The 21839-nt window shown below is 62.8% G+C and carries 22 protein-coding genes; 6 read left to right on the top strand and 16 right to left on the bottom strand.

Annotated elements, in window-relative coordinates; translation table 11 throughout:
* Positions 1-41: 41 nt before the first annotated feature.
* Positions 42-782: a pyridoxine 5'-phosphate synthase gene (locus FJW08_RS24765; protein ID WP_140812677.1), complete on the bottom strand. Its 741-nt coding sequence runs from the start codon at positions 780-782 to the stop codon at positions 42-44.
* Between the two features lie 160 nt (positions 783-942).
* On the opposite strand from FJW08_RS24765, the gene FJW08_RS24760 reads away from it, so the two are divergent.
* Positions 943-1371 carry an STAS/SEC14 domain-containing protein gene (locus FJW08_RS24760; protein WP_140812676.1) on the top strand — a complete coding sequence of 143 codons (429 nt, stop codon included), beginning with the start codon at positions 943-945 and terminating at the stop codon, positions 1369-1371.
* Positions 1372-1395: 24 nt separating this feature from the next.
* Here FJW08_RS24760 and FJW08_RS24755 read toward each other — a convergent pair whose 3' ends face one another.
* The 7 genes from FJW08_RS24755 to FJW08_RS24725 all read right to left on the bottom strand — a co-directional run bounded on the left by FJW08_RS24755 (position 1396) and on the right by FJW08_RS24725 (position 9438).
* Entirely contained in the window at positions 1396-2523 is a 1128-nt protein-coding gene (locus FJW08_RS24755; protein ID WP_140812675.1) for an ATP-dependent RecD-like DNA helicase, read from the bottom strand.
* A gap of 142 nt (positions 2524-2665) precedes the next feature.
* Positions 2666-3031 carry a nitrile hydratase accessory protein gene (locus FJW08_RS24750; RefSeq protein ID WP_181183039.1) on the bottom strand — a complete coding sequence of 122 codons (366 nt, stop codon included), beginning with the start codon at positions 3029-3031 and terminating at the stop codon, positions 2666-2668.
* On the bottom strand, positions 3018-3677 hold the full coding sequence (gene nthB / locus FJW08_RS24745) for a nitrile hydratase subunit beta (protein WP_140812674.1): 660 nt from the start codon (positions 3675-3677) through the stop codon (positions 3018-3020). The genes FJW08_RS24750 and nthB overlap by 14 nt, the downstream gene beginning before the upstream one ends.
* Positions 3674-4279, bottom strand: a complete 606-nt coding sequence (gene nthA / locus FJW08_RS24740; protein ID WP_140758076.1) for a nitrile hydratase subunit alpha — start codon at positions 4277-4279, stop codon at positions 3674-3676. The genes nthB and nthA overlap by 4 nt, the downstream gene beginning before the upstream one ends.
* 80 nt (positions 4280-4359) lie before the next feature.
* On the bottom strand, positions 4360-7521 hold the full coding sequence (locus tag FJW08_RS24735) for an efflux RND transporter permease subunit (RefSeq protein WP_140812673.1): 3162 nt from the start codon (positions 7519-7521) through the stop codon (positions 4360-4362).
* On the bottom strand, positions 7518-8786 hold the full coding sequence (locus tag FJW08_RS24730) for an efflux RND transporter periplasmic adaptor subunit (protein ID WP_140812672.1): 1269 nt from the start codon (positions 8784-8786) through the stop codon (positions 7518-7520). The genes FJW08_RS24735 and FJW08_RS24730 overlap by 4 nt, the downstream gene beginning before the upstream one ends.
* Positions 8787-9117: 331 nt before the next feature.
* Complete coding sequence (locus FJW08_RS24725) at positions 9118-9438, bottom strand: addiction module antidote protein (RefSeq protein ID WP_140812671.1); 321 nt, start codon at positions 9436-9438, stop codon at positions 9118-9120.
* Positions 9439-9562: 124 nt separating this feature from the next.
* Between FJW08_RS24725 and FJW08_RS33390 the strand changes: the two genes are divergently transcribed.
* A complete protein-coding gene (locus FJW08_RS33390) occupies positions 9563-9745 on the top strand; it encodes a hypothetical protein (RefSeq protein ID WP_181183038.1) in 183 nt (60 codons plus the stop codon).
* 81 nt (positions 9746-9826) lie between these two features.
* On the opposite strand, the gene FJW08_RS24715 is transcribed toward FJW08_RS33390, so the two are convergent.
* From FJW08_RS24715 to FJW08_RS24705, 3 genes are all read right to left on the bottom strand, one after another.
* Positions 9827-10423, bottom strand: coding sequence for a LysE family translocator (locus FJW08_RS24715; protein ID WP_140812670.1), 597 nt, complete (start codon positions 10421-10423; stop codon positions 9827-9829).
* Between the two features lie 119 nt (positions 10424-10542).
* Entirely contained in the window at positions 10543-11118 is a 576-nt protein-coding gene (gene ilvN / locus FJW08_RS24710; protein ID WP_140758083.1) for an acetolactate synthase small subunit, read from the bottom strand.
* Between the two features lie 78 nt (positions 11119-11196).
* Entirely contained in the window at positions 11197-12993 is a 1797-nt protein-coding gene (locus FJW08_RS24705) for an acetolactate synthase 3 large subunit (RefSeq protein WP_140812669.1), read from the bottom strand.
* A 446-nt stretch (positions 12994-13439) separates the two neighbouring features.
* Between FJW08_RS24705 and FJW08_RS24695 the strand changes: the two genes are divergently transcribed.
* Entirely contained in the window at positions 13440-15248 is a 1809-nt protein-coding gene (locus FJW08_RS24695; protein ID WP_140812668.1) for an NAD(P)/FAD-dependent oxidoreductase, read from the top strand.
* Positions 15249-15441: 193 nt separating this feature from the next.
* Here the strand turns inward: FJW08_RS24695 and FJW08_RS24690 are convergent, their stop codons facing one another.
* Positions 15442-16026, bottom strand: coding sequence for an HD domain-containing protein (locus FJW08_RS24690; RefSeq protein WP_140812667.1), 585 nt, complete (start codon positions 16024-16026; stop codon positions 15442-15444).
* A complete protein-coding gene (locus FJW08_RS24685) occupies positions 16023-17174 on the bottom strand; it encodes a gamma-butyrobetaine dioxygenase (protein WP_140812666.1) in 1152 nt (383 codons plus the stop codon). The genes FJW08_RS24690 and FJW08_RS24685 overlap by 4 nt, the downstream gene beginning before the upstream one ends.
* Positions 17175-17293: 119 nt before the next feature.
* Here FJW08_RS24685 and FJW08_RS24680 point away from each other — a divergent pair, with 119 nt between their 5' ends.
* On the top strand, positions 17294-18181 hold the full coding sequence (locus tag FJW08_RS24680) for a LysR substrate-binding domain-containing protein (protein WP_140812665.1): 888 nt from the start codon (positions 17294-17296) through the stop codon (positions 18179-18181).
* Positions 18182-18187: 6 nt separating this feature from the next.
* On the opposite strand, the gene FJW08_RS24675 is transcribed toward FJW08_RS24680, so the two are convergent.
* The 3 genes from FJW08_RS24675 to FJW08_RS24665 are packed head-to-tail and all read right to left on the bottom strand — an operon-like array spanning position 18188 to position 19639.
* Complete coding sequence (locus tag FJW08_RS24675) at positions 18188-18718, bottom strand: GNAT family N-acetyltransferase (RefSeq protein WP_140812664.1); 531 nt, start codon at positions 18716-18718, stop codon at positions 18188-18190.
* A gap of 44 nt (positions 18719-18762) precedes the next feature.
* Positions 18763-19071 carry a hypothetical protein gene (locus tag FJW08_RS24670; RefSeq protein ID WP_140758090.1) on the bottom strand — a complete coding sequence of 103 codons (309 nt, stop codon included), beginning with the start codon at positions 19069-19071 and terminating at the stop codon, positions 18763-18765.
* A 4-nt stretch (positions 19072-19075) separates the two neighbouring features.
* A complete protein-coding gene (locus tag FJW08_RS24665; protein WP_140758091.1) occupies positions 19076-19639 on the bottom strand; it encodes an XRE family transcriptional regulator in 564 nt (187 codons plus the stop codon).
* Positions 19640-19793: 154 nt separating this feature from the next.
* Here FJW08_RS24665 and FJW08_RS24660 point away from each other — a divergent pair, with 154 nt between their 5' ends.
* Together FJW08_RS24660 and FJW08_RS32725 are read left to right on the top strand one after the other, a co-directional pair.
* Positions 19794-21626, top strand: coding sequence for an ATP-binding protein (locus FJW08_RS24660; RefSeq protein ID WP_140812663.1), 1833 nt, complete (start codon positions 19794-19796; stop codon positions 21624-21626).
* Positions 21623-21839 (top strand): hypothetical protein (locus tag FJW08_RS32725; RefSeq protein WP_210241213.1); only part of this gene is annotated, 217 nt, incomplete at its 3' end. The genes FJW08_RS24660 and FJW08_RS32725, both read left to right, overlap by 4 nt.

Genomic DNA, 21839 nt, shown 5'->3' with positions numbered 1-21839 from the left:
AATGCACGCGATGGCTGCCCTACCAATACGAAGCATTACCCCTACCAGCCGCAAGCCCTGAGAAACCGCCCCACCGTGCCGGCCATGCCATACTCCAATGCGTCGGCTGTCAACCCATGTCCGATCGACACTTCGGCTAATGCCGGAATGCGCCTTGCCAACGCGGGCAGATTGGCCACCGTCAGATCGTGCCCGGCATTGACCTGGAGGCCGGCGGCAGATGCCACGTCAGCGGTTCTCCCCAACCTTTCCAATTCCTTGGCCGCTTTAGCGGAATCGGAATGGTAGCTGCCATAGGGGCCGGTATAGAGTTCGATACGATCGGCGCCCGTGTCGCGCGCGGCCCCTATGCCGGCGGGATCCGCGTCGGAAAACAGCGAGACCCTGAAACCGCCCTTCTTCAGACGCCTGACGATCGGCGTCAGGAACGCCGCATCGGCAACGAAGTTCCAGCCATGGTCGGAGGTTGCCTGCGCGGGATCGTCAGGCACCAGCGTCACCTGTTCGGGCTGGTGCTTTTCCACGAGCGCCAGGAAATCCTCGCTTGGGTAGCCCTCGATATTGAATTCCGCCTGCGGGAACTCATCGTCGATCAGCGCCCTGATCTCGGGCAGGTCGGAATGCCGGGTGTGACGTTCGTCGGGGCGCGGATGCACCGTCAGCCCGTGCGCACCGGCGGCAAGGGCAAGGCGGCCGACACCGATCACGCTTGGCCACGGCAGGTCGCGCCGATTGCGCAGCATGGCGATGGCGTTGAGGTTGACAGAAAGCTTGGCGGGCATGATTTGGCGTCCGTGAAACAGGCGATCGAGGCGCGCCACGCTCATTCGTTTCGGCGCGACGCATTTTGAAACGGCGCATCTATAGCGTCTTTGACGGGAACAGATAGGGCCTTTCCGGTGTTCCAGAAGCCAACATATTCCGCGAAAGGGAGGTTCCACCTTGAATTTCCTCCAATCCGTGCCGGCGATTCGCCGCATCGACACCAGCCGCGACGACCTCTTTGCCATCGATGTGGTCGGCCATGTCTCGGCTGCGGATGCCGAGAACCTGTTCGGCCTGCTGGAGGCGGCCTATTTGCTCCATCAGAGAATCGACGTGGCCGTGCGCATAATCGATCACGAGGGCGTCGACTGGGCGGATATCTCCGATGAGACCATCAAGAAGGGTGCCGTCCAGGCATTGGAACATATTGGCCGTTGCGCGGCAATCGGCGCCCCTGACTGGACGTCGAACGCGCGACGCGCCTTGCCCGATTCGTCGCCCGTCGAATTCAGGTATTTCAAGCTCGAGGACGAAGCTTCTGCCTGGGAATGGCTCGGCGCGCAGCCGACGAGTGAGGAGGCCACACCCGCTCCAGAAAAACAATGAAACGCGGTTTCCGTCTCCCCGCTTCTATCTGACGATGGTCAGTCGTTCTGCGGCCCGGGTGATGGCCGTGTAAAGCCAGCGCTGGCGCGTTTCCTTGAAGGCCCAGCTTTCGTCGAACAGCACGATCTCGTTCCACTGCGAGCCCTGTGCCTTGTGCACCGTTAGCGCATAGCCATAGTCGAAATCGTCGAAGCGCTTCTTCTGCTGCCAGGGGATTTCGGCGTCCGGATCCTCGAACGCCGCCTTGAGCAGCTTGATCTTGGCGACGCCGCGATCCGGATCGTCCTCTTCGGGCGAAACCAGAAGGTTGATGCCGGGCTTCACCGTCTCGCGCGACGACGTCATCACTTTCCACAGCGAGCCGTTGAGCAGGCCTTTGGCCGGATCGTTGCGCAGGCACACCAGCTTGTCGCCCGCTTGTGGGTAATCAGCATTGAAGCCTTTCAGTTCGCGCAGGCGCTGGTTGTAGCGCCGCCGCGTGCGGTTGGTGCCGACCAGCACCTGGTCGGCCCGCAGCACCAGTTCCTGGTTGACGTCTTCCTTGCCGATCACCTGCGCTGTGCCATAGTCGCCGCGCATGAATTCGCGGCCCTCGCGCACGTCGAGCGCCAGCCGGAGGATCGGATTGTCGCGCGCCTGCCGGTGGATTTCGGTCAGCAAGAAGTCGGGCTCGTGATCGGTGAAGAAGCCGCCGCCCGAGATCGGCGGCAACTGGCCGGGATCGCCCAGCACCAGGATCGGCGTTCCGAAACTCATCAGGTCGCGGCCAAGCTGCTCGTCGACCATCGAGCATTCGTCGATGACGACCAGTTTCGCACGCGAGATCGGGCTCTGCCGGTTGAGCGAAAAGGTCGGCGACATCGAGGTCTTGCCGGTCACCTCGTCGGCCACCGATTCCTCGCCCTTGGGCCGGTAGATCAGCGAATGGATGGTGCGGGCGTTGACCGCGCCCTTGGAGCGCAGCACTTGCGCCGCCTTGCCGGTGAAGGCGGCGAACTGCACCTGGCCGTCGACATGCTCGGCAAAATAGCGCGCCAGCGTCGTCTTGCCGGTGCCGGCGTAGCCGAAAAGCCGGAACAGCTGCGGCTTGCCGGTCTTCAGCCAGCGGGCGACCGCCTGCAGCGCCTCATCTTGTTGGGGTGAAAATTCCATCTGATCGTGTGACCGGATTCGCAAGGCAAAGGCAAGATAGCCGCCACCAGCATCGACACAGCCTGTGGTGGACTCCCCTGTGGTTCAGGCTATCAGCCGCGAGCAAGAACGTAAAGGGAACGAAAAGGGCAGCCGCGCAACTTCAGTTGGCAGCGCGCGGATCGTTCTCCAGCAGGATCGGCTTGCCATGCGGCGTGGCATGCGCGGCGCGCTCCCAGGCCTGCGCCATAGCGTCGACATCAGGCTTGGCGGCCAGCCCCTTCGACGCCAGCAGGTTTTCCAGCGCCGCCAGCCAATGCTCGTAATAATCATGGCCGTCCGCCGCGGCACCTGGCTTCTTCACCTCGGCCGACAGGGCATCCGCCCACTCGCTCCACGAAAACAGGCCCTTGTCGTGCAGCGCCACCGTCATGGCGAAGGCTTCGGCCTGCCAGGGTTCGGCAAACACCGGTGCGTCGAGGCCGGCGGGCAAACCGCCGGCAGGCCCCTTCGCTTCAGGCCGGCTCAAGATAACTCTCCCAGGCGTCGATCGAGACGGTCAGCGTCGGGTCGGCGCCCTCGCCCCAGATCTCCGAGCCATCGAAAACCACGGTATAGACCCATTGCGGATTCTCGCCCTGCCCATGCGCGTTGCTGTCGGGAAAGACGAAGCCGTCGCGCACCGCCTCGATCGTGCCCTGCTTGTCCCGCGCATAACGCGGCAGCCTGGTATGACCGGTCGGGTTGGTGTTTTTGGTTCGCACCGAATCACCGGCCTTGAAGCGCGGCGCTGTCTCGACCGGCCGGTCACAAGGACCGCCCTTGGCCAGAACGGCCGGCACATTCTCGGCCTTCAGCACCCGTTTCGGGGTCGCCGCCGGATCGATCGCCTCGCCTGCCCTGAGGTCGCGCTCGCTGACGAAGCCGTGCCGCTTGAGCAGGGTCTCCAGCGCCTTGATCCAGATTTGATAGTAGCTCGAGCCATAATAGTCGGCCGGATGCAGCGATTCCCGCGCGTGCCGGCTCTCGTCGATGTTCCAGGCCCCCATGCCGCCGGCGCAGAGCGTCACGCCGAGCGCCCGCCTCTCCCATTCCGCATGGAAATAGGGTTCATCCTTTTCGGGCGAGATCGGGCCGAATCCCATCTGTCCGCCGAGATCCTGCGGCCCGTTCATGCCGGTTGCCTCGCCAGAGCGGTGCCGATCATCGCATCGCGGCTGACCAGTTCGGCCAGCCGCTCCTCGCTCCAGCCTTCGGTGCGCTCGGGCCGCATCGGCACGACGAGATAGCGCAGTTCCGCCGTCGAATCGCAGACGCGTATCTTCGTCCCGGCCGGCAGCACCAGCCCGAATTCCTCGAGCACGCCGCGCGGATCGATCACCGCCCGCGACCGGTAGGGCGGCGCCTTGTACCACACCGGCGGCAAGCCAAGCACCGACCAGGGATAGCAGGAGCACAGCGTGCAGACGACGAGGTTGTGGGTATCCCCGGTGTTGAAAACCGCCTGCATGTGCTCGCCTTGGCGCCCGCTATAGCCCAGCGATTCGATCGCCGCCGTCGCATCGCGCTTCAGCCACTCGGCAAAGGCGGGATCGCTCCACGCCTTGGCCACCACCCTGGCGCCGTTGCGCGGGCCGATTTTCGTCTCGTAGGTATCGACGATGACGTCGATCGCGGCCGGATCGATCAGCCCCTTGCGGGTCAGGATGGTTTCGAGCGCCCGCACCCGGGCGGCAAACGGATCGAGTTCGTTGTCATGGTCATGATCGTGGGACATGACGGCAAATTACGGTTCCGACCCGCCGGCCGCAAGCTCCATGGCTTGGGCCAACGGGGACCGGCGTCTTGCCTGCCCTGCTACTCGGCGGCCGTCTTCTGCGGCTCAGCCGGGATGTCGTCATTGGTGCCGAACAGCGAAGGCTGATCGCCTTCTTCGACCAGATGCATCTCGCCCTTGCGCTTTGGCAAGAGACCGACGAGCCAGCCGGAGAAGTTCTCCATATAGACGTAGATCACCGGCGTCACGAACAGCGTCAGCGCCTGCGAGGCGAGCAGGCCGCCGACGACGGCTACGCCCAGCGGCTGGCGAAGTTCCGCGCTGGCGCCGGTACCGAGCGCGATCGGAAACGTGCCCATCAGTGCCGCCAGCGTCGTCATCATGATCGGCCTGAACCGCATCAGGCAGGCCTTGTGGATGGAGTCCGTGGCCGACATGCCTTCTCGTCGCAGTTCGAGCGCGACGTCGACCATCATGATGCCGTTCTTCTTGACGATGCCGATCAGCATCAGGATGCCGATCACCGCGATGACCGACAGGTCCATGCCGGCGAAGCGCAGCGCAACGAGCGCTCCCAACACCGCCGATGGCAGGCCCGTGAGAATGGTGAGCGGGTGGATGAAGCTCTCATAGAGGATGCCGAGCACGATATAGATGGTCAGGATCGCGCCGCCGATCAGCAGGCCCTGGTTGGCAAGTGAATCCTGGAAGGTCTTGGCCGTGCCGGCAAAAGTGGTCGAGATCGCCTTCGGCATGCCGATCTGCTCTTTGATCGCGTTGATGCGCGTCACGCTGTCGCCGAGCGCCACGCCTTGCGGCAGATTGTAGGAGATCGTCACCGCCGGGAGCTGACCGAGTTGGTTGACGGTCAAAGCTCCAGCCGTGCGATCGACACGGGCGAAGGCGCCAAGCGGCACCAACCTGCCGCTCGCCGTCCTGACCTGAATGGCCAGCATCCGCTCCGGCGACCATTCGATTTTCGGATCGAGCTCCATGACGACCTCGTAGCTGTCGGCCGAACCGAAGATCGTCGAGACCTGTGCGGTGCCGAAACCGCCATAGAGACTTGAACGCAGCGTATCGGTGTCGATGCCGAGTTGGGCGGCCTTGTCACGGTCGACCACCAGCGTTGCCTGCAGCGCATTGTTCTGCAGATCGCTGGTGACGTCGGTGAAGGTCGCGTGGTCCGCCGCCATGGCGTCGTCCATCTTCTGCGCCCAGATATCGGCCTGCGCCGTATCGAGGCCTTGCACGACAAGCTGATAAGCGCTGGCGGAGGAACGCGAACCGAGCCTGAGGTTCTGCACCGGCTGCATGTAAGTTTCGATACCGGCCACACTGGAAAGCTGCCGCCTCAGATCGGCCTGCACCTTCTCGATGTCGGGGCGCTGGCTCTTATCCTTGAGCTGCACATAGAGACGGCCCTGATTGAGGGCGCTGCCCCCCCCGCCGACTGACCAGGCCACATGTGTTACGTATGGGGAATGCGAGAAGACATCGGCAACCTGGCTCTGCAGTTTGACCATGGCGTCGAAGGAAATGTCCTGCCGGGCAATCGTCGTCACCGACACTTGGCCGATATCCTCTTGTGGGAAAAAGCCTTTTGGAGAGATCTGGATCAGCCATACCGACAGTGCAGCCGTTCCGATGAAGACCAGAAACACTAGGAAGGTGTGCCGCAGGCAGAAGGTCAAAATCCAGTCATAGCTGCGTGTGAAAAGATCATGCCTGTGGCCACCGCCATGTGCCTCACGGTCGGCCTTGCTGACAGACAGCAGCCGCGAACAAAGCATGGGCGTCAGCGTCAGCGACACGAACATCGACGCCAGGATCGCGACGGTCACCACGACGGCGAATTCGTTGAAGATGCGCCCGATCACACCGCCCATCAGAAGCACGGGAATGAACACAGCCACCAGCGAGATCGAGATCGAGATGATGGTGAAACCGATCTCGCGCGCGCCTTTCAGCGCCGCGTCGAACGCTGACAGCCCATCCTCTTCCATGTGACGGAAGATGTTCTCGAGCATCACGATGGCGTCGTCGACGACGAGCCCCACCGCCAGTGTCAGGCCCATCAATGAGATATTGTCGATGGAAAAGCCGAACAGGAACATCGCGCCGAGCGTTGCGATCAGCGAAATCGGCACCGCCACCGCAGGAATGATCGTCGCGGTGACACGGCGCAGGAACACGAAGATCACCATCACCACCAGCGCGATGGTCAGAAGCAGCGTGAACTGCACGTCGTTGACGGCCTGGCGGATCGATGTCGAGCGGTCGTTGAGAAGCTTGATCGAGGCAGCTGCCGGCATCTGATCCTGGAACGAGGGCAGCATCGCCTTGACCTTGTCGACCACGTCGACCGTGTTGGCGTCGGGCTGGCGCTGGACTGCGAGGATGATGGCGCGGGTGCCATCATACCAGCTCGCCGTCGTGGTGGTCTGAACCGAATCGATGACACGTGTCACCTCCCCCAACCGCACGGGATGGCCGTTCTTGGTGGCGATGATGAGGTTGGAGAAGCCGGCAGCGTTGGTGAGCTGGGTGTTGGCGGTGATGGTGAGCTGCTGCTTGTTGTTCTGCAGCACGCCGAGCGGCGTGTTGCTGTTGGCGGATGCGATCGCCGTCTGCAACTGGTCGATCGAGATGCCGCGCGCCGCCAGCGCGGTCGGATCAATCTGGACACGCACCGCATATTTCTGCTGGCCATAGATCGAAACCTGCGCCACACCATCGATCGTCGAAAGCGAAGGCGAGATGACATTTTCCGCGAAAGCATCGAGATCCGTCAGCGGGACCGTATCGCTGACCAGCGACATCAAAAGGATCGGCGCGTCGGCCGGATTGACCTTGCGGTAGCTGGGCGGGGCCGTCATCTCCGGCGGCAGTTGCCGCTGCGTGCGCGCGATTGCCGCCTGGACGTCGGCCGCGGCCGCGTCGATGTCGCGGTTGAGCACGAACTGGATGGCGATCGAAGTCTGACCGAGCGAGTTGGTGGTCGAAATGGAATCGATGCCGGCGATGGTCGCGAACTGCTTGATCAGCGGCGTCGCCACGGATGTGGCCATGGTTTCCGGCGATGCGCCAGGCAGCTGTGCCGACACGTTGACCACCGGGAACTCCGCGCTCGGCAGTGCCGCCACCGGCAGGAACTTGTAAGCGAAAATACCGCCCAGAATGAGGGCGAACGACATCAGCAGCGTTGCGACGGGCCTGCGAATGCAGAATTCGGAAATCATTGGGCCGCCTCGCCGGCGTTGGTCGCCTCGGCCACCTTGGGCGCGGCATTCGCCGTGGCCTTGCCTTCATGCACCGCCGCACCGTCCTTCAGCCTTGTCTGGCCTTCGGTGACGACCTTCTCACCGCTTTTCAGCCCTTGGCTGATGGCGCTGTTTTGGCCTTCGGTCAGCGCCACCTGCACCGGCCGCATCTCGACGGTGTTGTCGGGCTTGACCACATAGACGAACGACCCCTTCTGGCTGGGCTGGACCGCGACGGTCGGAACCGAGGTCATCCGCGGCATGACGCCGGCGTCGAGCACGACGTTCACATATTGGCCGGGCCATAGCGAAAGATCGGCATTGGGAATGCTTGCCCGTGTGGCGATTGTGCCCGACGCGGTGTCGACGCTGGAATCGACGAAATCGAGCGTGCCCTTGCCGATCGGCGTCGGGTCGCCGCTTTGGGTCAACGTCACGGCGTTCTGCTGTGGATTGGCAAGCGCCTTGTGCAGCAGCGCAAGGTCGCTTTCCGGCAGATTGAAGTTGACCTGCAGCGGGTCCATCTGGGTGATGGTCACCAGCGGCGTCGCCGTGCTGCTGTTGCCATTGCTGACAGTCACGAGGTCGCCGACGGCGACATTCACGGCACCCAGCCTGCCGGCGATCGGCGCGGTGATGGTGGCAAAGCCAAGCTGGACATTGTCCGCGTCGATCGTCGCCTTGTCGGCATCGACGGTCGCCGCCGCCGCCTTCTGCGCGGCAACGGCCTGATCGTAAGTCTGCTGCGTACCGGCCTGTTTGGCGACAAGGTCCTTGGCGCGCTGAAGATCGGAACTCGAACTGGCGAGCAGCGCCTGGTCCTTGGCAAGTGTTGCCTGGTCCTTGGCGAGTTGAGCCTTCAGCGCCCGGTCGTCGAGCGAGAACAGGAGGTCGCCTGCCTTCACCATCTGCCCGTCCTTGACGTCGATCGACACGATCTGGCTGGAGACGCGCGCGTTGATGTTGACCACGGCCGGAGAGGAGACGAAGCCGATGGCATAGCGGCGGATCGGAAAGTCGGCCGTCGTTGCCGTCGCCGAAACGATCGAGGCCGAACGGGCGCCACCGCCGCCACCGGACTGTTTGCCGCCTGCCGGCTTGTCGGCCGCCGGCTTGTCTGTCGCGGCGACCTGCTTTGCGCCGATGATCTGCCGTGCCTTGTTCAGCGCGTCTGGCGACAGATAGAGCCAGGCCGCGCCGACACATGCGACCGCAAGCAAGGATAGAATGACTTTTCCACGCATCGACAAAAAGACCTCTCCGTCCGACACGCCATAGCCAGGTGGTCGTATTCTAGCGCAATTCACGGCTCATTGCCGCGATTTCGCCGAATAGATAGGACGCGGGTTTGTCGGAAAAGGGCCAAAACACGGCATTACGAAGATTTAATGTGCACTGCACAATAGTTGTGCAGCCGGGCCGATGGGACACATTCAGCGTCGTGAGACGAGATCACGCACTTTCGTCCGGCCTCAACCAGGCCGGCTTTGGGGGCTTTCATGCCGTGAGTTACTTGGCAAGCCATCTCGTCGAAGCCATCGGGCGCCACGTTGGTTACGTCGCTTTTATGGCGAGCTAGCCTGCGAGGCGTGCCTCGGCATGATTGTCCTTTGGTACGGCCTCCGCCGTCAATCTGAGCCCGAGTGCCCTCATGACGCCGAGCAGGGTTGAAAGTTTGGGATCGCCCTTGTCGCTTAGAGCCTTGTACAGCGCCTCACGTGTCACGCCAGCGTCTTTGGCAATGGATGTCATGCCCCGAGATCTGGCCACGTTGCCGAGCGCATGGGTGATAAGGGCGGGATCGCCGTCTTCGAAGGCCGCTTCGATATAAGCGAAGATTGCCTCCTCGCTGTCGAGGAATTCTGAAGCGTCCCATTTGGTGGTTTCGATGGTCATTTGACCTCCTTCGCCATGCCGATGGCTTTCTTGATGTCAGCCTTTTGTGATGACTTGTCGCCGCCGCAGAGCAGGATAATGATCGTGTTGCTCGCCTTGACGAAATAGATGCGACGCCCGGACCATGGTCGACCCGCAAATCGCCGATGCCATCGAAAAACTTGGCATCGCCAAGGTTGCCAAGCTCGACACGATCGATCCGAATCTGAATGCGAGCCTTGGCGCGGACATCCTTGAGGGACTTGAACCAGCCGGCGAATTCAGCTGTTTTCCGGACTTCGATCATGGATCGCTTTGTAATCCATAGTTCACAAATAGTCAAAATAGATGTGAACCAGAGTTTACAGAATGCCCCCGCTTTGTGCGTGCCGCGCCTGAAGGCCTTAACTTACCGCAGCATCGGCCAAAGCGTCGCCGCCAGCAGCACGCCCATGGCTATGTTGAACCATTTCAGCCGCATCGGGTCGGACAGGAAACCGCGTAACGCCGTACCGAATCCCGCCCAGACCGAGACGCTGGGAAGATTGACCACGGTGAAAGCCATGCCAATCAGGACGACGGACAGGAACGGCCGCTCCGGATTGGTGTAAACGGCCATAGCGGTGATCGCCATCACCCAGGCCTTGGGATTGACCCATTGGAAAGCCGCCGCATCGATGAAGCGCATCGGCCGCGCATCCGTCTCACGCTTGCCGCCAAGCGAGCGTGACATCGCGATCTTCCAAGCCAGGTAGAGCAGATAGACGGCGCCGGCTATCTTCAGCCCGGTGTGCAGCGTCGGGAACGCGGTCAGCACCGCGCCAAGCCCGAAGCCGACGGCGAGCAACAGGACGAGAAAACCGATGCTGATGCCGAGCATGTGCGGCACGCTTCTGACCAGTCCGAAATTGACGCCGGAGGCCAGCAGCATGAGGTTGTTCGGCCCCGGCGTGATCGACGTCACGAAGGCATAGACGAGCAGTGCGAGGAATGCATCGAGTGACATGATATCCTCCCAGGTACGTCAGTACTGTTGTCTCTTTCCGACGGCTGCACAAAGGCCAGTGCCGGCCGTTGGTCACGCCAGTCCCTGCACCCGTACAAACTCGGCTGGGTTAAGTCGGCCTACATCCCCTGCGAGCCGCGGTTCATCGCCGCCACGCCGGTGCGGCAGATCTCGACCAGGCCGAGCGGCTTCATGATGGCGATGAATTGGTCGATCTTGGAGCCCTTGCCGGTGATCTCGAAGATGAAATGCTCGGTGTTGGCGTCGATGACACTGGCGCGGAAGGCGTCCGCCAGGCGCAGCGCTTCGACCCGGGCCTCGCCGGTGCCGGCAACCTTGACCAGCGCCAGTTCCCGCTCCAGCGGCCGCTCCTGCCCGAACTCGTGCGAACGCACGGTGAGATCGACGACGCGGTGGACCGGCACGATGCGCTCGAGCTGATGCTTGATCTGTTCCAGCACATGCGGCGTGCCGCGCGTCACGATGGTGATACGTGACAGGTGTTTTTCATGCTCGGTCTCCGAGACAGTCAGGCTCTCGATATTGTAGCCGCGCCCGGAAAACAGGCCGATGACCCGGGCAAGCACGCCCGGTTCGTTATCGACCAGCACGGAAAGCGTGTGGTTTTCCGGCCTCTCCGTCTCCTTGGCGATGAAGTAGGCGGACCCGGTGGGTTGAAGGTGCTGTGCGTTCATGACATGAATCTCAAATTCTGGACCTAATTATCTGTTTTCGCACGGCTTCTTTTGACAAGCCCTGCCTCGGCTCGTCGTCTACACCAGTTCCCGGCCCTTGGCGTCGACGGCATTGGCCACCGCCTCGTCGGTCGCCTCGTCGGGCAACAGCATCTCGTTATGCGCCTTGCCCGAAGGGATCATCGGGAAGCAGTTGGCGAGCGTTGCCACGCGGCAGTCGAACAGCACCGGCTTCCTGACCGAAATCATCTCCTTGATCGCGTCGTCCAACTCGTCGGGCTTGTCGCAGCGAATGCCGTGGCCGCCATAGGCCTCGGCCAGCTTGACGAAGTCCGGCATCGCCTCGGTGTAGGAATGCGACAGACGATTGCCGTGCAGCAACTGCTGCCACTGCCGCACCATGCCCATATACTGGTTGTTGAGAATGAATATCTTGATCGGCGCGTCGTGCTGCACCGCCGCACTCATCTCCTGCATGGTCATCTGCACCGAGGCGTCGCCGGCGATGTCGACGACCAATGCATCGGGATGCGCGATCTGCACGCCGAGCGCGGCCGGCAGGCCGTAGCCCATCGTGCCCAGCCCGCCCGATGTCATCCAGCGGTTCGGCTTCTCGAAATGATAGTGCTGCGCCGCCCACATCTGGTGCTGACCGACCTCGGTGGTGATGTAGGTGTCCATGGTCTTGGTCAGTTCATAGAGCCGCTGGATGGCGTATTGCGGCATGATCACGTCGTTGTTCATCTTGAAGGCGAGTGAATCGCGCGCGCGCCATTTGGCGATCTGCTCCCACCAGGGATAGAGCGCCTTCTTGTCGGTCTTGGCGGTTGCCCGCCACAGCCGCACCATGTCTTCCAGCACCCGGCCGACATCGCCGATGATGGGCACTTCGGTGTGGACGTTCTTGTTGATCGAGGACGCATCGATATCGATATGGATTTTTCGCGAGTTCGGCGAAAACGCATTCAGCCTGCCAGTGATACGGTCGTCGAAGCGCGCGCCGATGCAGATCATCACGTCGCAATCATGCATGGCCATATTGGCTTCGTAGGTACCGTGCATGCCCAGCATGCCCAACCAGTTCTTGCCCGAGGCCGGGTAGGCGCCGAGCCCCATCAGCGTCGAGGTGATCGGGAAACCGGTGAGGTCCACCAGTTCGCGCAGGAGATGGCTCGCTTCCGGGCCGGAATTGATGACACCGCCGCCCGAATAGATGACCGGCTTCCTGGCGGTAGCCATCAGTTCGACCGCGGCCTTGATCTTCTCCAGGTCGCCCTGGACCTTCGGCTGGTAGCTGGTGCGCGGCGCGATCTGCGGCGGGACATAGAAGCCCTTGGCGAACTGCACGTCTTTCGGGATGTCGACCACGACCGGACCGGGACGGCCGGTCGTCGCGACATGGAAGGCCTCGTGGATGGTCGCGGCGAGCTCGTTGACGTCCTTCACCAGCCAGTTGTGCTTGGTGCAGGGGCGCGTGATGCCGACCGTATCGCATTCCTGGAACGCGTCGGAACCGATCAGCGAAGTCGGCACCTGGCCGGTCAGGCAGACCAGCGGGATCGAATCCATCAGCGCGTCCTGCAGCGGTGTCACCGCATTGGTCGCGCCGGGGCCCGATGTCACCAGCATGACGCCGGCCTTGCCGGTCGACCGCGCATAGCCCTCGGCGGCGTGGCCGGCGCCCTGTTCGTGCCGCACGAGAATGTGCTCGACCTCGTCCTGCTGGAAAATCTCGTCATAGATCGGGAGAACGGCGCCGCCCGGATAGCCGAAGACATGCTTGACGCCATTGTCCTTCAGCGCCTGCACCACCATTTCGGCGCCAGTCATTTCCCTACTTGGCATTTCGCGCCGCTCACTCTGTCCATTGTTCATCGGTCTGGTCCCGTACTGCCGCCATTTGGGCGTTGCTGGTCGTTTAGTCGTGTTTCAGGCAATAAAAAAGGCCCCCGAGGGAGCCTGTGTGTGCGCATGGGAGGTCTTCGCCCGGCGGTTACACCGCCTTGCCCACGCGCCTTCCTACGAGAATGAGTGCCGTTTTCATGGTGGCGGACCATAAAGGCGAACGCGCGGGGTCGTCAATGGGGTACGGCACGAATTCACTTGCCTGTGAGATGGGGCTCCGCCACGCGCTACCATAGTACAGTTGAGCCCGTCCCATCGACGCACCACTATCCCGAGCTGACGACGTGCCTGGGAGGAGACGCGTTGCCGGCGAATGGGAGTCCCTTCCCCAGGTAGGGAGGTCCTGGCCGGCCGCTTGCTGTTCCAGTGGAAGCCTGAACAGGCGTTCTTGGAAACCGACAACCGGAGGAGAAACCATGCTCGAGAGAACACCCACAACGAAGGCGCAGGCGCTGCTCGACAAGTTCGGCAAGGCGCTGGAGACCGGCGACATCGACGCGGCCGTCAACTGTTTCCAGGCGGATTGCTACTGGCGCGACCTCGTCACCTTCACCTGGAACCTGAGGACGATGGAGGGCCAGGATCAGGTCCGCGACATGCTGACGGCAACCCTGGCTGGGACCCGGCCGAGCGAATGGAAAGTGGCCGAAGGCGAGGAGGCGACCGAGGCCGACGGCGTCACCACCGCCTGGATCACCTTCGAGACCGAGGTGGCGCGCGGTTTCGGCCTGGTGCGGTTCAAGGGCGAGCTGATCTGGACCTTGCTCACCACCATGGCTGAACTCAAGGGTCATGAGGAAAAGGCGGGGTTCACCCGCCCGCTCGGCGCCAAACACGGCCACGGCAAGGACAGGAAATCCTGGCGCGAGGAACGTGACGATGAACTCGCCGAACTCGGCCGCAGCAAGCAGCCTTATGTCGTGATCATCGGCGGCGGCCAGGGCGGCATCGCGCTCGGCGCGCGCCTACGCCAGCTCGGCGTTTCAGCCATCATCATCGAGAAGAACGAGCGCCCCGGCGATTCCTGGCGCAAGCGCTACAAGTCGCTCTGCCTGCACGATCCGGTCTGGTACGACCATCTGCCCTATATCGACTTCCCCAAGAACTGGCCGGTCTTCGCGCCCAAGGACAAGATCGGCGACTGGCTCGAAATGTACACCAAGGTGATGGAGTTGAATTACTGGTCCTCCACCTCGGCGAAATCCGCGAAATACGACGACAAGGCCAAGGAATGGACCGTCGTGGTCGAACGCGACGGCGAAGAGATCGTGCTCAAGCCCAAGCAGTTGGTGCTGGCCACCGGCATGTCCGGCAAGGCGAACTGGCCCAAATACAAGGGCCAGGACATCTTCAAGGGCGAGCAGCAGCATTCCTCGACCCATCCGGGCCCGGACAAATATCGCGGCAAGAAAGTCGTGGTCATCGGCTCCAACAACTCCGCCCACGACATCTGCGCGGCTCTCTGGGAGGGTGGCGCTGACGTGACCATGGTGCAGCGTTCCTCCACGCACATCGTCAGGTCCGACACCCTTATGGATATTGGGCTCGGCGCGCTCTACTCGGAGCAGGCGGTCGAGAACGGCATGACGACGCGCAAGGCCGACATGATCTTCGCCTCCCTGCCCTACCGCATCCTGCACGAATTCCAGATCCCGCTTTACCAGCAGATGAAGGAACGCGACGCCAAGTTCTACGCGGACCTGGAAAAGGCCGGCTTCCTGCTCGACTGGGGCGATGACGGCTCGGGCCTGTTCATGAAATATCTGCGCCGTGGTTCAGGCTATTATATCGATGTCGGCGCCTGCGACCTCGTCATCGACGGTTCGATCAAGCTCAAGAGCGGACCAGGCGCCGCGGTTCAGGAGCTGACGCAAACCGGTGTCAAATTCGCCGATGGAACCGAATTGCCGGCGGATCTCGTCATCTATGCCACCGGCTACGGCTCGATGAACGGCTGGGCGGCGGACCTCATTTCGCAGGAGGTGGCGGACAAGGTCGGCAAGGTCTGGGGTCTTGGCTCCAACACCGCCAAGGATCCCGGCCCCTGGGAAGGCGAGCAACGCAACATGTGGAAGCCGACCCAGCAAGAGGCGCTGTGGTTCCATGGCGGCAACCTGCATCAGTCGCGCCATTATTCGCAATATCTGGCGCTGCAGCTAAAAGCCCGGCAAGCTGGCTTGCCCACACCGGTCTACGGATTGCAGGAGGTTCATCACAAGGCTTAGTCCTGCCTCTTGGGGTTTGAACGAAACCGCGGCGGCGGGACGGCTGAGCCCGCCGCTCGGATGATCGACAACCGGTGCGATAGCACTTGCGTCAGCCAAACGCTCGCGACAGGTCTCCGGCCGGTATGCGGCCACCGCGCTTTCGCCATCGAAGCAGAAACACATGGTCGTCTCCTCGCGGTGATTGGTCGCGTCAGGCGCGGTTGGCGAAGTCGTGCACGACGCGCTGCAGCAACGGCACATAGTCGCGGAACGCCCGCGTTCGCATATTGGCGACCTTGCCGCCCTCGTCCCAGATGCGAACCCGCACCGCTTCCTCGTGGAACGGATTCTTGCGGAACGCGGCGACCTCGTCGGCACTCATCGGTCCACCCTGCAGCGACAAGGTATGAACCGACGCCGGCGACAGCCTGGAGAAATAGGTCGGGTCCGTGGCGCAGAGATAGCGTTTGGCGGCGACATGCAGCCGGACGCATTCGACGATGACCGGCGGGAAGAACGGCGCCAGCACCTCGCCGCCGGCCTCGTCATGGTGCTTGTCCTCGACATCGTCGGGGGAATAGGTGCCGAACTCACTGGTGTAGTGGCCGATGTCGTGCAGCAGCGCGGCGGCCACCAGCACCTCGGGCGCTCCGTCCTGTTCCGCCAGCCAAGCTCCTTGCAGCATGTGCTCGGACATCGTCACCGGCTCGCCGAGATAGGATTCGGCACCCCTGCGCTCAAAAATGTCGGCGATGAATTCGACGATGGTGTCCGAGTTCAGATCCTGGCCGCTCATTCCGCGGCCTCCTTGAAGCCGTGTTCGATCGCGGCGAGAGTCGACAGCAGGCCGTCCTTGTCCGCGTAGCATCCCTGCAGCCAGCGCTTGCCGGTGCCGGAAAACGCCTTGCGCGCATGCATGACGCGGGTGTTGTCGACGATGAAGGCCTGGCCGGGCTCAAGCTTGAAGGTGACTTCGAAGGACGGATCCTCGATCAGTTCGGCGAAGCGGCGGTAGGCGGCATAGTAGCGATCCATGTCGGCGAACGGCACATCGACGGTCGGCGCCAGCGAGCGGTTGTTGAAGCGGATGCAGATCAATTCGCCATCGGGTCCGAGCTCGATCATCGGCCGTTTGGACTGCAGCCGCACACCGGACGACCCCGCATATTCGAACCGCGCCGCATGGGAGCTCAACAGCCGAAAACCTTCGGGATTTTCCGCCTGCAAGGCGGCCGCCACGGCAAAGCCGTCGACGACGCTGGATTCACCGCCCTTCACCGTGTTCTCGATGCAGGACAGGATCTGCAGCGTCGGCACCGGATCGCGATAGGGATTGTCGGTATGCGCCTGCAGGCCGAGATTGGTGTAGGCGAGGTTGTTCGGATTGACCTCGGCGCGCACTTCGAACCAGCGCCCGTAATTGGTCTCCCTGATGTAGCCGAACAGGTCGGATACCTTGCACAGCGCCCCGGATTCGGCCGGCAGCCCGTCCATCACCGCAAAGCCATAAGTCCTCACCGCCGAAAGCCATTCGCGCAGGACACCGCGGCCATGGAAGGCCGCCGGATAACTGGCGCGCGGCAGCGAGTTCTGCATCGTCGCCTTGGTCCAGCGCTGGATGACATCGCCTGTCCAACCGGGCTGGCGTGTCTCGTCGCGATCATAGGCGTTTGCATCAAGCCATTGGGCGGGAAAGCTGACCGTTTTTCCCTCCGGTTCGAAGCTGATCTCCAGCGCTTCGGCCTTGATCGAAGCAGCGCCAATTCTCGTACCGGCCGGAATGTCGAGGATGGTGACCAGGCGCTGGCCATTGCCGGCGCTGCGCGTCTTATCGTCGAGCGCGTTGTCACGCAGCCACATGGCGTGAAAGCGGGTGCGCCTTCCATCCTGCCAGCCAAGTTCGATTGTTCTGCCTTCGTCGCCGATCAGCGCGTGGGTCAACATCGAGATCAGGTTCCCGTGTCTATCCGCCCATGGCCAGATCCTGGGCTTCGATTGCATGTTGAGCGCGCCACAGGCATAACTCAAATTATCATTTTTTAGCCAAAGGCCGAATTTTCATAATGGCTCGGAGACCTATCCCCACGCTGCCTCCACTCGACTGGCTGCGCAGTTTCGAGGCTGCCGCACGGCTGTCGAATTTCACCGCGGCGGCTGCCGAACTCGGCCTGACCCAGGCGGCCGTCAGCCAGCATATCCGGCTGCTCGAGGAACGGCTGAAGACGCGGCTGTTCTCGCGGCTGGCGCGTGGGGTCGCGCTGTCGCCCGAGGGCGCTGCTTACCTGCCGCACATCCAGTCGGCCTTCGCCACCATTGGCAGCAGCACCACGGAATTGTTCAAACCGCGCGCCGTCCGGACCGTCCCGATCCGAGCGCCGATCTCGTTTGCCTTGCTGGTATTGGTCCCGGCGCTGCCCGATCTCGCCGAGGCGCTGCCGCGCGTCCAACTCGATCTGGTGACGATCCACCGGCCGACCGACTACCATCTGCCGGGCTCGGCTCTCGACATCCGTTTCGGCAATGGATCCTTTCCTGGGCGCGAGGCCGAGAGGCTGACCGCCGAGCGGCTTGTGCCCGTGGCAAGTCCGGCCCTGGCCAAGGCCGCCGACTGGACATCGCTGCCGCTGCTTCTCGTGGCTGGCGCGCGCGAGATGTGGGCGGAATGGTTCGCGGCGGCCGGATTGGCCGGCCATACCCAGCGGTCTCATCGCTTCGACAGTTTCGTCGCCGCGATGGAGGCGGCGAGCGCCGGTGCCGGCGTGCTTCTGGGTTCCCGCCCCTTGATCGACGCGGCGCTCGACAGTGGGGCGCTGGTCCCGCTTTCCGATTTTGAGCTCCCCAGCACGTCGGGGCATTTTCTGACCAGGCCGTCGACCGCGCATCTGACCAGCGCCGAGCAGGATTTCCGCCACTGGCTGATAAAGCGCCTTGCCGGAAATGCCCGGACCTGACTGGCGCTACCGCGATGCTGTGCCGATACGCTTCCAGTAGATCAGCGTGCCCGTCAGCCCGCCATGCGGCTTCAGCGCATAACCCGGTACCTCGCCGGCCAGGGTGAAGCCGAGCTTCTCATAAAGTCCTGAAGCACCCTCCTCCGTCGCCGTATCCAGAACCAGCAGCGTGCGCCCCTTCTCCACCGCGAGGCGTTCGGCGGCCCGCATCAGGCGTGTCCCGACACCCCTGCCCCGCTGCTCGACCGATGTCATCAGCTTGGCGATCTCGGCCCGATGCGGCTGATTGGGCGGGCAGTCGAGCAGCAAGGTGACGGTGCCGACCAGAGCCCCGCCGTCCCATGCCCCAAGCACCACTCTTTGCCCTCGTGCCGCCGCGGCCAGCGACGTCTCCCAGAATGCCCTTGCCGCCTCCGGTGCCAGCGGATGCATGAAGCTGACCGATCCGCCGGCGGCAACCGTTTCGACCAGCAGATCCGTCAGCAGTGCGAGTGTTTCCTGGCTGGCGGTCAACGGCCCGATTTCTATGGCATTCATATCTGGTCCTCTGGAAACGATTGATGGGATCGACAGCGCTGGCGTCAGTCGAGATGGCGCACACGCCGCCGCTTGCGCGCGGCCTTGATGGCGCTGATGCGTTCGGTGTCCTCTTCCCTGAGATGCCGACCGCGCTCGAGGATTTCGAGCGTGTATTCCTCATAGGTCAGGCCGAGCCGTTCAGCCTTGTCCATGCGCATCAGCATCACTTCGCGGCTCGGCGCCTTCCATGCCTTGGCGTGCGCCGCCTGCCAGGCCAGGAAGATGTAAGGATCGCCCTTGCCCCATGGCGGTCCCTTGTAGTCGTCAAGAGGCGGCCCCCCATTGTGGGAGCGCTTTGGCCGTCTTGCCATGATGTCAGCCCCTGACCAGCGCGACGAGATAGTCGGCGCCCGGCTCCAGCGCATGGAAGGTGCAATCCGATGGCGCCCCAAGTGCCAGGCAGTCGCCGGGCTCGAGCCTGTGCACCTGATCCCCCTCGGTGAATTCGAGTTTTCCCGAAATCAGCCAGATCTGTTGCTTGATGAAGGCGTAGGAAGCCGCCGGCAAGCTGACTTTCGCGCCTGCCGGCAGATGGACCTTGATCAGTTCCAGCGGCATGTCGCAGGCCGGCGACAGATGCCGCCTGACATAGCCCGTATCGGGGTCGCGCCACACCGGCTGGTCGGCCGTGCGCAGCAGCCCGCCGCCTTGCAATTCCGCGCGCGCGATGAGGGTCGAGAGCGTCATTCCGAAGGCCGCCGCGATGCGCACCAGAAGCGCGGCCGTCGGGCTGGTCATGCCGCGCTCGATCGTGCTCAGCATCGCCTTGGAAACGCCGGACCTCTCGGCGAGTTCGGCCAGCGACCAATCCCGCATGATCCTCTCGGCGTGAATGCGCCTGCCGATGGTCGAGGAAATATCGTTCGCTATATCATCCATTCGTCCATTATAGCGAAACAGAAACCCGAGTGAAGAGCCATCTCACGATAATTTTCACCCGGACCTTAATCCTCTCTACACCATCCGACCTCATCCGACCTTAACCCCGATCCTGTAGGGTCCGGTCTCCAGGGAAATGGGGATTGGCCTGTCCATGTATGTCGAACGCGAGGCTTCCGTCGGAGAACCGACATCGCAGGAGCGCCGCAACGCAGAGCAGAACGTTCGGCGCATCCTGGGCAACGTCGTGCAATGCGACGGCGCGCGCGCCACCATCAGCGCCTATGCCGAGGATGTCGACGGCGCGGTCACCGGCCTGTGGACAGTGGGCAAGATGATCTCCATCAATCTGGGCACCACGCGCACCGTTGGCCTGGTCTATGCGATCGGCAAGTCGGATCGCGCCTGGAGCAATGAGGGCCAGAACGCCATCGAGGTCAGCATCGAGCTGATCGGCGAAGTGCGCGACGGCGCCGAGCCCGGCGCCAAGCCGATCTTCGACCGCGGCATCACCAGCTATCCGCATATCGGCGCCGTCGCGCACCGCATCCGCACCCGCGACCTGCAGGCAGTCTATGACCTGGCCGGCCGCCATTCCCTTACCATCGGCTCGCTGGCGCAGGACGAGGCCATCGCCGCCAACATCGCGATCGACGATACGCTGGCGCGCCATTTCGCCATTGTCGGCACGACCGGCGTCGGCAAGTCGACCGCCGTGTCGCTGCTGCTGCGCAAGTCGATCGCGGCGCGACCCGACCTGCGCATCCTGATCCTCGATCCGCACAACGAATTCGCGGCTTCGCTACCCGAATATTGCGTCAGGGTCGATTCCAAGACACTCGACCTGCCGTTCTGGATGTTCACGCTGGAGGAATTCGCCGAGGTGCTGTTTCGCGGACGCGAAACGGTGCCGGAAGAGATCGACGCTCTTCGCGACCTCGTTCCGATGGCCAAAAACCTCTATCGCAACCCCAATTCCGGCGCCTACCTCAGGCGCGGCAGCGATGCGCTGACCGCCGATACGCCGGTGCCTTATCGCATCGCCGACTTGCTCAAGCAGATCGACGAGCGCATGGGCTTGCTCGAAAGCAAGAACGATCGCCCGACGCTCAAATCGTTGAAGACGCGCATCGAATCCGCGGCTGCCGATCCGCGCTACCGCTTCATGTTCAATTCGCGCCTCATCGAGGACACCATCCACGAGACGATCGGCAACATCTTCCGCGTGCCGCATCATGGCCGACCGGTAACCTGCTTCGAGATGGCCGGGATGCCTTCGGAAGTGGTCAATTCCGTCTGTTCGGTGCTGGCGCGCCTGGCCTTCGACCTTGCCTTGTGGAGCGAAGGCAAGCTGCAACTCCTGTTTTTATGCGAGGAAGCGCACCGCTACATGCCGGCCGATGCGCGTCTCGGCTTCGCGCCGACCCGGCATGCGCTGTCGCGCATCGCCAAGGAAGGCCGCAAATATGGCTGCTATCTCGGCGTCGTCACCCAGCGCCCCGGCGAGCTCGACCCGACCATCCTGTCGCAATGCTCGACCTTCTTCGCCATGCGGCTCGCCAACGAGCAGGACCAGGCGATCATCCGCTCGGCAATCGCCGACTCGTCCGCCTCAACGCTCGCTTTCCTGTCTTCCATGGGCCAGCGCGAAGCGATCGCCTTCGGCGAAGGCGTGGCGACGACCATGCGGCTGAAATTCGAAAGACTGCCCGCTCACCTGCTTCCCGGCACGGCCAAGCGCGACGAAGAAGTGACGTCGAAAGCCGGCGAGGTCGATCTGGTGGCGATCGTCGAGCGGCTGCGCAACGTGCCGAAACCACAGAGCCAGGCGATGGCCTTCGCCGAGGTGGTCGATTCCAGCCGGCAGGCCGGTGACCCCGACTACCGTAAAGCGCCAGCGGCCGCCCGCGTGCAGTCGGATGAAGATTTCGACACGCGCTACGGCCTCAAACCCGCCACCTTCGGCCTGCGCCCGCAGAGCGATTGAGCTTAACCGCTGCTTTCGCGTCAAATTTCCGTGGTTCTGCTTCGCTGGACAGCTTGGGTAAATCCCGTCAGGAAATTCGTCAGGCTGAGTCGATTGGTGTCGACTTCGAGAACCGGAGCGGAGCGGACGTTTGGTCCGTGTTGGGGTGGACGGCCCCCGACGGCATCGCAATGTGCCAGAATGAGGTCGTTGCAGATCTCAACAAGGGAGACC

This window comes from Mesorhizobium sp. B3-2-1 (assembly GCF_006439515.1).
Classification (GTDB): Bacteria; Pseudomonadota; Alphaproteobacteria; order Rhizobiales; family Rhizobiaceae; genus Mesorhizobium.
This window is presented reverse-complemented; position numbering and strand designations above follow the sequence as displayed.